General features: G+C 62.6%; 8 protein-coding genes. 1 reads left to right on the top strand and 7 read right to left on the bottom strand.

From position 1 onward, the window contains the following. Window positions 1–32: 32 nt before the first annotated feature. The 5 genes from KLP40_RS03470 to KLP40_RS03450 all read right to left on the bottom strand — a co-directional run bounded on the left by KLP40_RS03470 (window position 33) and on the right by KLP40_RS03450 (window position 8,795). On the bottom strand, window positions 33–767 hold the full coding sequence (locus KLP40_RS03470; protein ID WP_394369970.1) for a GNAT family N-acetyltransferase: 735 nt from the start codon (window positions 765–767) through the stop codon (window positions 33–35). A 227-nt stretch (window positions 768–994) separates the two neighbouring features. Further along, the gene (gene ybeY, locus KLP40_RS03465; RefSeq protein ID WP_215592334.1) at window positions 995–1,477 is read right to left on the bottom strand and encodes an rRNA maturation RNase YbeY; all 483 of its coding nucleotides are present in this window, start codon (window positions 1,475–1,477) and stop codon (window positions 995–997) included. 72 nt (window positions 1,478–1,549) lie between these two features. Continuing rightward, window positions 1,550–2,002 carry an ATP-binding protein gene (locus tag KLP40_RS03460; RefSeq protein WP_215592236.1) on the bottom strand — a complete coding sequence of 151 codons (453 nt, stop codon included), beginning with the start codon at window positions 2,000–2,002 and terminating at the stop codon, window positions 1,550–1,552. A 51-nt stretch (window positions 2,003–2,053) separates the two neighbouring features. Next, the gene (locus tag KLP40_RS03455; RefSeq protein ID WP_215592234.1) at window positions 2,054–5,482 is read right to left on the bottom strand and encodes a DUF4175 family protein; all 3,429 of its coding nucleotides are present in this window, start codon (window positions 5,480–5,482) and stop codon (window positions 2,054–2,056) included. A 301-nt stretch (window positions 5,483–5,783) separates the two neighbouring features. Next, complete coding sequence (locus tag KLP40_RS03450; RefSeq protein WP_215592232.1) at window positions 5,784–8,795, bottom strand: M16 family metallopeptidase; 3,012 nt, start codon at window positions 8,793–8,795, stop codon at window positions 5,784–5,786. A gap of 269 nt (window positions 8,796–9,064) precedes the next feature. Between KLP40_RS03450 and KLP40_RS03445 the strand changes: the two genes are divergently transcribed. Further along, window positions 9,065–9,460: a hypothetical protein gene (locus KLP40_RS03445; RefSeq protein ID WP_215592230.1), complete on the top strand. Its 396-nt coding sequence runs from the start codon at window positions 9,065–9,067 to the stop codon at window positions 9,458–9,460. A 135-nt stretch (window positions 9,461–9,595) separates the two neighbouring features. Here the strand turns inward: KLP40_RS03445 and KLP40_RS03440 are convergent, their stop codons facing one another. Next, on the bottom strand, window positions 9,596–11,011 hold the full coding sequence (locus tag KLP40_RS03440; RefSeq protein ID WP_215592228.1) for an MFS transporter: 1,416 nt from the start codon (window positions 11,009–11,011) through the stop codon (window positions 9,596–9,598). Window positions 11,012–11,146: 135 nt separating this feature from the next. Then, window positions 11,147–13,021 (bottom strand): alpha-amylase family glycosyl hydrolase, encoded by a 1,875-nt coding sequence (locus KLP40_RS03435; RefSeq protein ID WP_215592226.1) that lies wholly within the window; start codon window positions 13,019–13,021, stop codon window positions 11,147–11,149. Window positions 13,022–13,058 lie beyond the last annotated feature (37 nt).

Raw genomic sequence — 13,058 nt, 5'->3', positions numbered from 1 at the left:
CACTCGGCCGCTTCTTTGCGCGCCGCCGGAGCTTATTCGGGTTCTTCCTCTGCTGCCTCCTCCTCTCCCCAACCGGCCAGCAGCTCAGCGGATTGCTCCCGCACCGCCTCCCAGTCGAAGGGCTGCCACATGCTGCGCCGGCAGTCGAACACCTCCGTGGCAGTCAGGCAGGGAAATAGCTTGTAGTCGAATTTGGGGTAGTCGTTGACGAGGTAGCCGGGGTAGTAGTAGGTGTGGCCGCAGCGGCGGGCGTGCTCCAGCTTGAGCAGCATCAGGTACTTGCCCAGGCTGTTTTTGCGGTAGGTGGGGTCGTAGAAGTTCATGATGCCGGCCAGGGTGCGGGCGCCCCGGTCGAAGATGCCGGCCGCAATTAGCCGGCCCTCGTCGCGCACTTCCAGCACCTCGGTCCGGAACACGTTATGGGTGGCGCCGGCCAGCAGGAAGGCCTCGACCGTATCGGGGGCATCGAAATTGATGCTGCGGCGGTAGCGGGCATAGAGCTCCTCCACCTCGGCCGTCAGCTCAAACGGCCGCAGCCGCACCGAAAACGGCGCGTTCAGGCGCAGCAGGCGGCGCTGGGTGGGACCGTACACCACATCGGCCAGGCGCAGACGCAGCCAGTGCACGGTGTACAGCTGCTCATTGATAGGCAGAAACCGGCAGGTAAACAGGTCCTGGTGCATCCGGTAATACCCCTGGCCCAGGTAGAAATCCAGGGCCTCGCCGGGAATAATGCGGATAGGTGGCGGCGTAGCGGACATAGGCATTTCAGGCGGGTAGAGGAATGATTTAGCGGATAAAACGTCATTCCGAAAAGAAAACGTCATTCCGAGCTTGCCGAGGAATCTCGCGTGCTGACGTTGAATTACTCTGGCAACATCAGCACGCGAGATTCCTCGGCAAGCTCGGAATGAGGTTCTTTTTTAATTCATCGGACACCAAAAACGCCCACGTTTCGGCGGGCGTCTCTGGAAAAAAACAAGGCGGTAAGCGCCTAAAACGTGCGCAGCGAAAGGCAGTCGTCTTCCTTTTTGCGCATGGCGGTCTGGCTGAGTAGGTCCTTGTCGGCGTAACCCAGCAGGTGGAGCACGCCGTGAATCATGACGCGGTGCAGCTCATCGCGGAAGCTCACGCCGTGGGTCTGGGCGTTTTCGCGCACCCGGTCCACGGAAATAAAGATGTCGCCCTCGATGAGGTCGGCGTCGTCGGCGTTGTCGAACGTGATGACGTCGGTGTACGTGTCGTGGTCGAGGTACTCCACGTTTACCTTGTGCAGGTATTCGTCGGAGCAGAAAATGTAAGTGAGCTGCACGATTTCGTGCTCATGCACTTCCGCCACGCGCTCAATCCAGGACGTCAGGTCCTGGGCATCGGCCAGCTCAAACTCCACGTCCTCCACCAGGAACTCGATGCCGTGCGATTCAGCTTCGAAGCCCTCATTTTCCAAATCATCGTGCTCAGTTGGCAGGTCGCTCATGAGGGCAGCAGGCAAAGAAGGTACTAACAGCAGGAAACCCAAACGGGCCGGCAGCGCAGCCCGGCGGGCAACTTAGATGGTTTCGTTGGCGGTCGAATGCTCGGCCTCCGCCTCGTTGGGCGTGGTGGGCAGCATGAAGGTGAGCTGCACGTGGCGGCCGTCCTTGGTGAATTCCACCTCGTCGGCCAGGTGGCGAATCAGGAAGATGCCGCGGCCGCCGGGGTTTTCGATGTTTTCAGGAGCCGTAGGGTCGAGCAGGTTGTCGTAGTCGAACCCGGTGCCTTCGTCCTCCACTTCAAACTTCACGCGGTCGGGCTCCACAAACAGCGACAGGAACACGTTTTTGTCCTTGTCGAACTTATTGCCGTGGCGAATGGCGTTGTTCACGGCTTCCGTGACGGCCACCATGATGTTGCCGTAAATGTCATCGTCGATGTGAAATGTATCCTTCGAGTTGTCGATAAAACTTTCTACAACGCGGATATTTTCAACCAGGGAGGGAATCTGAATTTTGACCTGCTTCATAAAAGGGAAAAAGGAAGGGCAGCGGGTAAGGGAGGTAAAATTAGCTGAATGCTATTTTATTTTCTGAAAATATTCACTCACTTCCCGCTGATAGTACGGAGTAAGCGCCGGGGGTACAATACGCAGCAGTTCGGTCTGGCGGTTTTGCTGCCGTTTGTACTGCTGAAATGCCGGCGGAAAAACCGGGGGACGTTGCTGGGCCGTCTGCGCCTCCCGCTTGTCGTCCTGGTCCCGCTCCCGGGCCGATTTCTCGGCTTCCAGCAAACGGGTAAGGATTTGGCGCTGACGCAGAACAGTCTGTTCCGTCAGCCGCTTGTTTACGAGGTCGGTTTCGGTTTGTTCCATCATTTTTTTCACGTCGCCGAGGCCGCCGGCGCCGTCCTGGCCCTGGCCATCCTGGTTGGAACCGGGTTTGCCGCCGCTTTTCTGCTGCATGCGCTCCAGCTCCTGCAGGGCCTGGCGCAGCATCTGCTGCTGGCCGGCCAGCTTGGCCAGTTCCTCGGAGAGGGCCCGGCCGGTTTTGCCGCTCTGCTGGAGCTGCTGAATCTGCTGGTTGAGCTGCTGCTGCATGCGGCCCATCTGGCCTTCGCCGGCGGAGCTGCCCTTCTTCTTCTTGCGGCCCGGCTTGCCCCCGCCCTGCATCTGCTGCTGGCCCTCGCGCTGCTGCTGCTGCATCTGCTGGAGGGCGTCGTTGAGCATGAGGGCCAGGTTGTTCATGCTGGTCATGGCCTGCTGCTGGGCGCTGGTGGCCCGGCCCACGTCGCGCTGCCGGATCTGGTCGAGGGCCTCGTCCATGCGGCCGTTCATCTCGCCCACCTCCCGGGTCACGAAGCTCTTGATCTGGAACACGCGGTTGGCCAGGGCGTAGAGCGAGTCCTGCACCACCCGGGCGTCGTCCTTGAGCTTGCGCTGGGTCTGGCCGAGCTGCACGAAGCGCGGGTCGCTCTGGTCTACCTGCCGGAACTGCTGCATAAGGTTTTCCTCGTCGAAGCTGAGCTTGAGCAGGTTTTCGAGGATGTCGCGCAAATCGTCGATGTTCTGCTGCTGCTGGTCCTGCTCCTCCTGCTCCATCTGCTGCTGCATCTTCTGGGCCATCTGCTGCATTTTCTGGGCGGCCTGACGCTGGCTCTGGCTGGCTTTCTGATTCTGGTTTTTGCCCAGCTGCTGCTGGCTCTGCTCCTGCTGCTCGTCCACCTGCTGCTGGTCCTGCTTCATCTCGTCGGCCCCGTTCTGGCCATCGAGCTGCTGGTCCATCTCCTTCAGGTCCTTGAGGTCCTCTTTCACCTCCTCGAACTTTTGCTGCTGCTCGGCCTGCTGCTGCTGTAGTTTTTGGTTTTCGGTTTTTTGTTGTTGGCTATCCTTCTGATTAGCGGGATTCTGCTTGTCGTTCTTCTCAGTTTGTTCGGCCAGCTGCTGCTGCTCCTGGGCCAGCTGCTGGAGCTTTTCGAGGGCCTGGTCCTGCTTCTGCTCGAACTGGAGCTGCTTGAACATTTCGAGGGCCCGCTCCAGCTCCTTTTGCAGGGTGTTTTCCTTGTTTTCGAGCTGCTGCAGCAGTTTCTGCATCTCGGGCTGGTTCTGGTCCTGCTGCTGCTCGAGCAGCTTGCGCAGCTCCTCGTAGAGCTTCTTGGTTTCGGGGTCGAGCAAATCGTCCATGAGCTTCTGGAGCTCCTTGGCCTTCTCGGCCAACTGCTCGTTCTTTTGCGGGTCGAGCTGGTTCTGCTGTTCCTGAAGCTGCTCGAACTGGCGCTTGAGCTCATCGAGGGCCTGATCCATCTGCTGCTTCTCGTCGAGCATGTTCCGGAGCTGCTTGCGGTCCTGGAAGCTCAGGTCGCGCTTCACCTTGAGCTTGTCCTCGGCCTTGGCCAGCTCGCGCTCCATCTTCTTCGACTCCTTGGCGGCCTGGCTCATCTGGCTCTGCATGGCCTGGCTCTGGGAGGCCAGCTGCTGGCGCTGCTCACTGCGCGAAGGCAGGCGGAACTCGGCGGTGCGGCTGCGGCCGGGTTTGGCCCCGTTCACGCCGTCGTTGTCCCAGACCTGCACGAAGTACTCGAGCCGGTCGCCGGGCTTGAGGCTGAGCTTGCGCACGTCCCACTGGTAGGCGTAGCTCTGGCTGGGGCCGCGGCCCAGGGGCAGGGCGCGGGCCTGGTAGGCGGCGTTGGGCCGGCTCTTGCTGAGCACGCGGTAGTGAAGTTGGAGGCGGGAGAAGCCGTAGTCGTCGCGCAGGTTGCCGCCCAGGGCCAGAAACTGGCGGGCGGTGGTGTCCTGGAAGCTCTCCAGCGTGACTTCGGGCGCCGCGTCGGGAATCACCGTCAGCTGGTATTCCATCGGGTCGCGGTTGGGACTCACGGCATTGCGCAGCTGCACGGCGTAGGTCTGGGAGCGGGTGGCGCGGCGGCGCAGGCGGAACTGGCCGGCGGCGGTTTCGTCGGGGGTGGCGGCCACAGTTTCGGCGGGGTCGCGGAATTGCAGGCGCAGCTGGTCGGTGGCCTCGGTCTGGAACTCCCAGCTCAAGGCCGTGCCCTCGGGCACGGTGAGGTTGCCGGTGTTGCGGATGGTTTCGGCCGCCCGGCCCAGGTAGGCCGGGTACGTGGCCCGCACGGCAAAGTCGCGCAGGTTGGGCCGCTGCTTCACCTTCAGGTCGTATTCCTCCGACGAAAACCCGGCCGCTTCGAGCTGGAAAGCCACGTCTTGGCGCAGCTGGCGGAAGTCGTAGCGGAAGCGGCCCGCGGCTTCGCGGGTCAGGCGGCGCTCCTTGCCCTCGTACTGAATGCTGATTTCGTTGGGCAGCACGTCGCCTTCCACCGTTACGCTGAGACTGAAATCCTCGCCCTGGAAGGCCGTCAGGTCCTGGTTTTCCACCACGAACCGGAACGGTGCGGGCGGACTGTATTGCTGGTTGTAGTGGAGAATCCGGCCGGTGCCCTGCACGAAGAAGCTCGGGTAGGCCAGCAGCAGCACGGCCACCACGGCGGCGGGCACGGCGGCGTACTTCCACAGCGGCCGGGTCTGGCGCTGAATATCAATGCCCCGCGCGAACTCGACGCCCCGCAGCTGCCCGGCCCGCTGCTCGAGGCTGGCGGCCAGCAATGCGTTCTCCTGGGCCTGGCCCCGCAGCTGGAGGGCGTTGAGCAGCTTGTCCTGGACGTCGGGGAAGAGCTCCCCCACCCGGCGGGCGGCCTGCTCGTCGCTGAGCATGCGCCGCAGATGCGTGAGGGCCGCCAGCGGCTGCCAGATCCAGCGCAGGAAGGCGTAGACGGTGCCGCCCACGAACCCGAACAGCAGCCCGGCCCGCACCCCGGTGGGCAGGTACAAGAAGTATTCGAGCAGATTGAGCACCAGAAACAGGCTCAGCAGCAGGCCGCCGGCCACCAGGGCCCCGCGCACCAGCAGGCTCAGGTAAAACTTCCGCTTAAACGCATCGAGGCGGGCCAGCACATCATCCAAAGCCCGGGTCGTTGCGGGGTCTTGCTCCACTACCATATACTTCCTAAGCTGTTAGCTGCAGCTATAAGCCGTCAGCTTTTTTTCTGACCTGCAACGGCTCATGCAAACCGCGCTACGCATGCAAAGTTGAGTAGCCTCTTTCGCCACCCGTTTCAGGCCTGGGAAAGATACGTATTTCGGCCCGGCGGCTGCATGTAGTGGACAAACCCGGTGGGGCAACAGGTTCCCGGCGTGGCTACTCCGCCGCTACTCCCCGGAAAGATAAACGCCAATAAACGCCAACCGGCCCGGCCCGCACTGCGCGAACCGGGCCGGTTTTATCAAAGAGCAAGAACCGTTAGTCCTTGTCTTTGTCGCGCTTGGACTTGCGCTTCTCCTTTTTGCCCTTGCCGTCCTTGGTTACCACTTTCATCTTCTCGGTTTCCATAGGTGCGGTCAGGCTGCCGGCGGCGGGAGTGGGCGTCGGGGCAGGGGTTACGCGGGTGCCGTTCGTGTCTAGCTCCACTACTTCGTAACCCAGCTCGTTGAGGCCGGGGAAGGCCTTGGCCCGGTCGCCGACGACCACGATGTACATCTGCTCGGCGGGCAGGTACTTCTGGGCGATGCCCTGCACGTCTTCCTTCTTGAGGTTTTTGAGGATGTCGTTCTGCTGCTTCACGTAGTCCATGGGCAGCTCGTACTCCAGCAGGCGGCTCAGGAACAGGGCCTTCTGCTGGCCGGTTTCGTACTTGAGCGCGTCGCTCTGGCCGATGGAAGCCTGCAGGAACTGGAGCTCCTCGTCGGTGATGCCGTTGCGGTAGTTCTGGATTTCCGACATGAATTCCTTCACCGAAGCGGCCGTGGCATCGGCGCGCACCCCGGCCGAGGCCGTGTAGGGGCCGGCGTAGCGCGTGGCCTGGAAGCCCGAGCGGGCCCCGTAGGTGTAGCCTTTGTCCTCGCGCAGGTTCAGGTTGATGCGCGAGTTGAAGGCCCCGCCCAGCAGGTAGTTGCTCAGGTAGGCGCGGTAGTAGTCGCCGGTGGCGTCGTAGGTGAGGGGCGTGAGGTAGCCCACCCGGATTTCCGACTGCGCGGCCCCGTCCTTGTTCACGAAGTAGATGCGCGTCTTATCGGGCTGGGTGGCCGTTTCGCCGGCCGGCAGGCTGATTGGCTTCTGCTCCCAGCCTTTGAGGAAGCTCAGCTGGTTGGTCAGCGTGGCCTGGTCTACGTCGCCGGTAGCCACCAGGTAGCTCACGTTGGGCGCGTAGTAGCTCTGGTAGAACTTCTTCACGTCGTCGAGCGTGATGCTGCCCACGGTGGCCGCGGTGCCGCTGCCGGGCACGCTCATGATGTCGACCGGGTTGTACACCAGCCGGTCGAACGTGTTGTTGGCAATGACTACGGGCTGGGTGACCTGGTTGGCAATACCTTCCAGGGTCTGCTTTTTGAGGCGGGCGAAGTCGGCCTCGTCGAAGCGCGGGTGCAGCAGGCGCTCTTCCAGCAGCTTCATGGTGGCGGGCAGGTTCTTGGTCAGCGTCTGCACGTACACCGTGGTGTTGTCGTTGCCGGAGTTCACCCGGATGGTGCTGCCCAGCTTGTCGAGCTCCGAGCTGAACTGCTCCGCCGTGTACTTCTCGGTGCCCTCGTTCATAAGGGCCGCCGTGAGCGAGGCAATACCGGCCTGGTTGCGGTTGAGCTGCTCGAGGCGGTGGCCGCCGCGGATGGTGAGCAAAGCCGTCACGGTCGGAATCTCGGTGTTGCGGTTGCCCATCACGCGCAGGCCGTTATCGAGCTGGGTCTGCCACACTTCCGGCACCTGCACCACGGGGTTGCTGCCGCCGGCCGGCTGCTTGCTGCGGTCGAAGCTGTCGGTGGCTTTGGCGTAGGTGAGGCCGGCGTAGCCGTAGTCGGGAGCCTTATAGCCGTCCTTGGAAACCGTGTAGTTATCGGCTTTGGCCGGAGCCATGCCGCCCGTTTTCGGCACCACGCTCAGAATCACGGCGTGCTTGCCCTTGATGTACTGGTTGTAGACGCGGTTCACGTCGGCCGGCGTCACGGCCCGCAGCGCCTTCAGCTCCAGGGGCAGGCGGTTGGGGTTGTTGTAGTAGGTCTGGTTGGCAGCCAGCTGGCTTACCTTGCCGCTCACGCTGGCCAGGCTGTTGACCACCTGGGCCTCGGTGCTTGACTTGAAGCGGGCCACCTGCTCGGCCGTGGCGCCGGTTTTCTCAAACTCGGCCAGGGTGCTGCGCACCTGTAGCTCGAGGCTGTCGAGGCCTTTGCCGGGGAAGGGCAGGGCCACCATGGTAAACTCGCCGGCCAGCTCCGAGGTGGAGTTGTAGGACTGGGCCTGAATGGCGCGCTGGGGCTTGATGAGGTTTTTGTAGAGCAACGAGTTCTTGCCCTGCCCGATGATTTCGGCCAGCGCATCGAGGGCGTACTCGTCGGGGTGGCCGCTGGGCACCGTCGGGAACACCATCTGCAGCATGGGGAAGCGCACGTTGTCCTGGTAGCTCACGTAGCGGTCCTGGCTGAGCTTGGGGGCGGGCAGCTTCTGGGCCGTTACGGCGGGGCCTTTGGCAATGGGGCCGAAATACTTGGCCGCCAGCCGGAGCACATCCTGGGTTTTCACGTCGCCGCCCACCGTGAGGGTGGCGTTGTTGGGCCCGTACCAGCGCAGGAAGAAGTTTTTCAGGTCGTCGACGTTGGAGCGGTCCAGGTCTTCGAGGTAGCCGATGGTGAGCCAGCTGTAGGGGTGGCCGTAGGGGTAAAGCGTTTTGGATACGTTTTCGGAGGCCAGCCCGTAGGGACGGTTGTCGTAGTTCTGGCCCCGCTCGTTTTTCACGGTGGCGCGCTGCACCTCAAACTTCTGCTGCGTTACGGCATCGAGCAGAAAGCCCATGCGGTCGGCTTCGAGCCAGAGGGCGGTTTCGAGCTGGTTGCTGGGGACGGTTTCGAAGTAGTTGGTCCGGTCGCGGTTGGTGGTGCCGTTGAGCGTGCCGCCGGCCGCCGATACCAGCTTGAAGTGCTGCTCGTCGCCCACGTTGTCGGAACCCTGGAACATCATGTGCTCGAAGAAGTGGGCAAAGCCCGACTTGCCGATCTGCTCCCGGGCCGAGCCCACGTGGTAGGTCACGTCCACGTGCACCAGCGGGTCGGAGTGGTCTTCGGTGACTATTACCGTCAGGCCGTTGGGCAGCACGTATTTTTCGTAGGGGATAACCAGCTCACCGGGCTTCCGGGTCACTTTTTCCACGAGCCGGGCCCCGCCCACGGCGGTGGCGGCCGGGGCAGCGGAGGTGGTTTTCTGGGCGAAGGTGGGCTGGACCGACAGAGCAGCGCCGAGGCCCAACAGCAACAAGTGGTTACGCGTCATCAGACAGAGATAGGGAATGGAGGGTGTAGAATGGGGTGGGAAGGTACAACGCGAAGGACAAACGCGCCAGCGGGTGGGCTGCACGCCCCGCTGCCCCCGCCCGGTATGGGCCGGTGGCCATCATCCGGTGTTCATAAAGGCCGGCGCACTTTGCGGGAGCGGGGCACCGGCCCGGTTCCGGCGGGCCCGGGCTGGAAAGCCGTCATCAGCGGGCCCCGATTCCGCCGTATCTTTGTTCGGCCTCTCCCCTGCCCTACTGCCCTACCGCCGTGCCCGTTTCCGACTACGTCCTGATTACCTACCGGCCCGATCTGCAGCTGCTGATTATGCGCTGGACGCGGCCGGCTACCCCGGCCGAGCACCGGGCCGGCTACCAGGCCGCCCTCGCGCTGGCCCGGCAGCAGCAGGTGGGCCGCTGGCTGATCGACCTGCGCAGCCGCGGCCTGGCCGACCCCGCCGACCTGCTCTGGGTGATGCACGATTTCCGCCAGGAGTTCCGCACCGCGCTGCCCACCGCCGCCCGCCGTATTGCCTACTTCACCACCCCCTATCACGCCGATATCCTGAGCGCCCGTCTGCGGGAGCTGGAAGCCGCCACCCTCGACGGCCTGCAACTGGCAGTCTTCGTGGAAGAAACCCCGGCCTACCAGTGGCTGGTTAAGTAAACGGCCGCACTGAAAACCCGTCATCCTGAGCGCAGCGAAGGATCCTCTCTCGCCAGCACGCATCGTTAGTACGATACCGTTCCGACGTGAGAGGATCCTTCGCTGCGCTCAGGATGACGTTCTTTTTGCCAACAGTTACAGGCGCGGGTCCGACTCGACGGTGGTATCATAGCCGGGCGAGCTGGTGTGAATAGTAGCGTCGGCAGTAGGGAGCTGGATGTCGTCGGCGTCGTGTACGCGCAGGGTCAGCAGGCCCGAGATAATCATGGAGCAGCCGCCCAGCACCAACGTGTACACCGCTTCGCCGTGGAACACGTTCTGGGTGAAAAAGCCCAGAATCAGGCCCGCCACTACCTGCGGAATCACGATGAAGAAGTTGAATACGCCCATGTAGTAGCCCATTTTGTTGGCGGGCAGCGCGCCGGCCAGCATGGCGTAGGGCACGCTCAGAATGGAAGCCCAGGCAATGCCCACGCCCACCATCGAGAGCAGCAGCATTTTGGGGTCCTGGATAAAGAAGATTGAAATCAGGCCCAGGCCGCCCGCTACCAGGCAAATCAGGTGCGTGACGCGGCGGCTGGTGCGCCGGGCAATAACGGGCAGCAGCAGGGCCGCCACGGCCGAAACGCCGTTGTAGACCGCGAAGCAGATGCCCACCCAGTCGGCACCCTCGTTGTAGAGCTTGGAGGTGGTATCGGTGGTGTGGTAAATGTGGCTCGTGACGGCGGGCGTAGTGTAAATCCACATCGAAAACAGGGCCAGCCAGCTGAAAAACTGCACGATGGCCAGCTGGGCCATGGTTTTGGGCATGTGGAAAATGCCGGCAAACGACTCGCGGATACCGTTCCAGAAGCCGGCCGTGCGGCGCTTTTCCTCCTCAAATTCTTCCAGGTTCTCGGGCGGGTACTCCTTGGTGTTGAACACCGTCCAGAGCACGGCCGCCAGGAACACGGCCCCGCCGATGTAGAAGGCGTATTTCACCGAGAGCGGAATCTGGCCGGCCGGGGCCGTATTGCTGATGCCAAACCAGTTGGTGAACATCCAGGGCAGCGACGAGGCCACCACGGCACCCACGCCAATAAAGAACGTCTGGGCCGCGAAGCCGGTGGTGCGCTGCTCGGAGGGCAGCAGGTCGCCTACCAGGGCCCGGAACGGCTCCATGCTGATGTTGATGCTCGAATCCATGATCCAGAGCATGCCCACCGCCATCCAGAGGGCTGTCACGTTGGGCATCACCAGCAGCGCCAGCGAAGCCAGAATGGCCCCCACCAGGAAAAACGGCCGCCGCCGCCCCCACTTTGGGCTCCAGGTACGGTCCGACATGTAGCCGATAATCGGCTGCACCAGCATGCCCGTGAGGGGGGCGGCCAGCCAGTAGAGCGCTATTTCGGTGCCGCCCAGGGTTTCAAAAATGCGACTCACGTTGGCGTTCTGCAACGCAAAGCCGAACTGGATGCCCAGAAAGCCGAAGCTCATGTTCCAGATCTGCCAGAAACTCAAACGGGGTTTTTCGCGGGTGCCGGTGGGAGCGGCCGCTACACTGGATGCCATAGTGGGGGAATTTGGGAGGTTGTTTGTGCTTAGTGCTTAGGTGATTGTGCTTAGTGCTTAGTTGGTCGTGCATAGTGCTTAGGCCGGACGGGTGAACGACCTAAGCACTATGCACGACCAACTAAGCACCAATCACTACTTCTCTTTGATCTCGAAAATATAGGCGCTTTGCGGGGCCAGCGTCACGGTGAGGTTGCTGGTGGCCGGGGCCTGGCTCAGCAGCTCGGTGTAGGTGTAGAGCTGGTTGCCGGGCAGGCCGAGGCGCTCCAGCACTTTCTCGGGGAGCTGCAGGTTGGGCCGGTAGGTCTGGTCGGGGCTGAAGTTGACCACGATGAGCAGGCGCTCGGTGTCGGTGTAGCGCAGGTAGCTGTACACGCGGTCCTGGTGGTACTGCGCATCGAGATTATAAGTATCCTGGAGCTCGTAAAACCGGCCCTTACGGATGGCTTCGCGCTGGCTGGTGAGCGTGAGCAGGCGCTGGTAGAAGGCGTGGAGCTGCTTCTGCTCGGAACTCAGGCGGCCCCCGTCGAACTTGCCGCCGTTCATCCATTTCTGGTGCTCGGGCACGCCCCAGTAGTCGAAAATGGTGGTGCGGCCGTCCTCGCCCGAGAAGCCTTCCGAGCCCTGGGCCGGCTCGCCCACGTGCTGCCCGAAGTAGAGCATCACCGGGCCGGTGCCCAGGGTGGCCGAAACCGTCATGGCCGGCAGGGCGGCGCGGGCGTTGCCGGCAAAGTCCGGGCTGACGATGCGCTGCTCGTCATGGTTTTCCAGGAAGCGCAGCATGTGGCCCGAGAAGCCCCGGCTTTCCTCCTTCCAGACCCGGGTGATGTCCTCGGTGGTGCCCTCGTTGCGCATGAGGCGGCGCAGCCCGTCGTAGAGACCCACCTTGTCGTAGAGGTAGTCGAAGTGGCCCCGCTCGATGTACATCTGGTAGGTTTTGGCGTCGTAGGCTTCGCCGATGAACACGAGGTCGGGCTTTATTTTTTTTAGCTCCGGAATCACCCAGGCCCAGAATTCCACGGGCACCATCTCGGCCATGTCGCAGCGGAAGCCGTCCACGTCTTTCTGGGCCCAGAAGATGAGAATGTCGCGCATTTTCAGCCAGGTATCGGGCGTGGGCTCGAAGTGGGGCTGGCGGCCGTTCTGGTAATCGACGCCGTAGTTGAGCTTGATGGTTTCAAACCAGTCGTCCACCTTGGGCGTGGCCGAAAACACGTCGTTGCCGGTCGCCTTGGCGGGGTTTTCCTGGAACTTGCCCTCCTCGCCGGGGCCCTTGAGCGCGCCCAGCGGGTTGTAGCCGGCCGGCACCACGAAGGGTTGGCCGGGGAAGTAGTAAAAGTTGTTGGACGGCTTGAACGCCTGGGTTTTATCGTCCCGCTCGCCCAGGTCTACCACGCCGGCCGGTTTGGCATCCGACTTATAGGTGCGGGCCACGTGGTTGGGGATAAAGTCGATGATGACCTTCAGGTCGTGGGCGTGGGTGCGCTTCACCAGGGCCTCAAACTCCTGCATGCGGTTTTTCACGTCCACGGCCAGGTCGGGGGCCACGTCGTAGTAGTCGCGGATGGCATAGGGCGAGCCGGCGCGGCCTTTTATCACGTCGGCGTCGTCGAGGGCAATGCCGTACTTGGTGTAGTCGGTCATGGTGGCGTGCTCGATTACGCCGGTAAACCACACGTGGCTCACCCCCAGCTGCTTGATGGCGCGCAGGGCCTGGTCGTTGATGTCGTTGAATTTGCCCACCCCGTTTTCCTCAACGGTGCCGTAAGGCTTATTCACGGCGGTTTTGTTGCCGAACAGGCGGGTCATAAGCTGATAAATCACCAGCTTATGGTCCTGGGGCTGCTCGTCGGTGGTATTGCGGTCGGAAGTCACGGCGGCGGTTGGGGTAGAAGTTCCGGCGGCGGGCCCGGGAGCGGCCGCGGCGCTAGTGCCGGCAGGTTGGGTGGTGGAGCAGGCGCTCAGGCCGCAACACGCCGCCAGGACGGCCGGAAGAAACAACAATTTCATAAAGCGGGTGGGGCGGGAAAAAAGAAGCGGAACGAAG

Source organism: Hymenobacter piscis, from assembly GCF_018760735.1.
Lineage (GTDB): Bacteria > Bacteroidota > Bacteroidia > Cytophagales > Hymenobacteraceae > Hymenobacter > Hymenobacter piscis.
The sequence above is the reverse complement of the archived record's forward strand: the minus strand, read 5'-3'. Positions and strand labels throughout refer to the sequence as shown.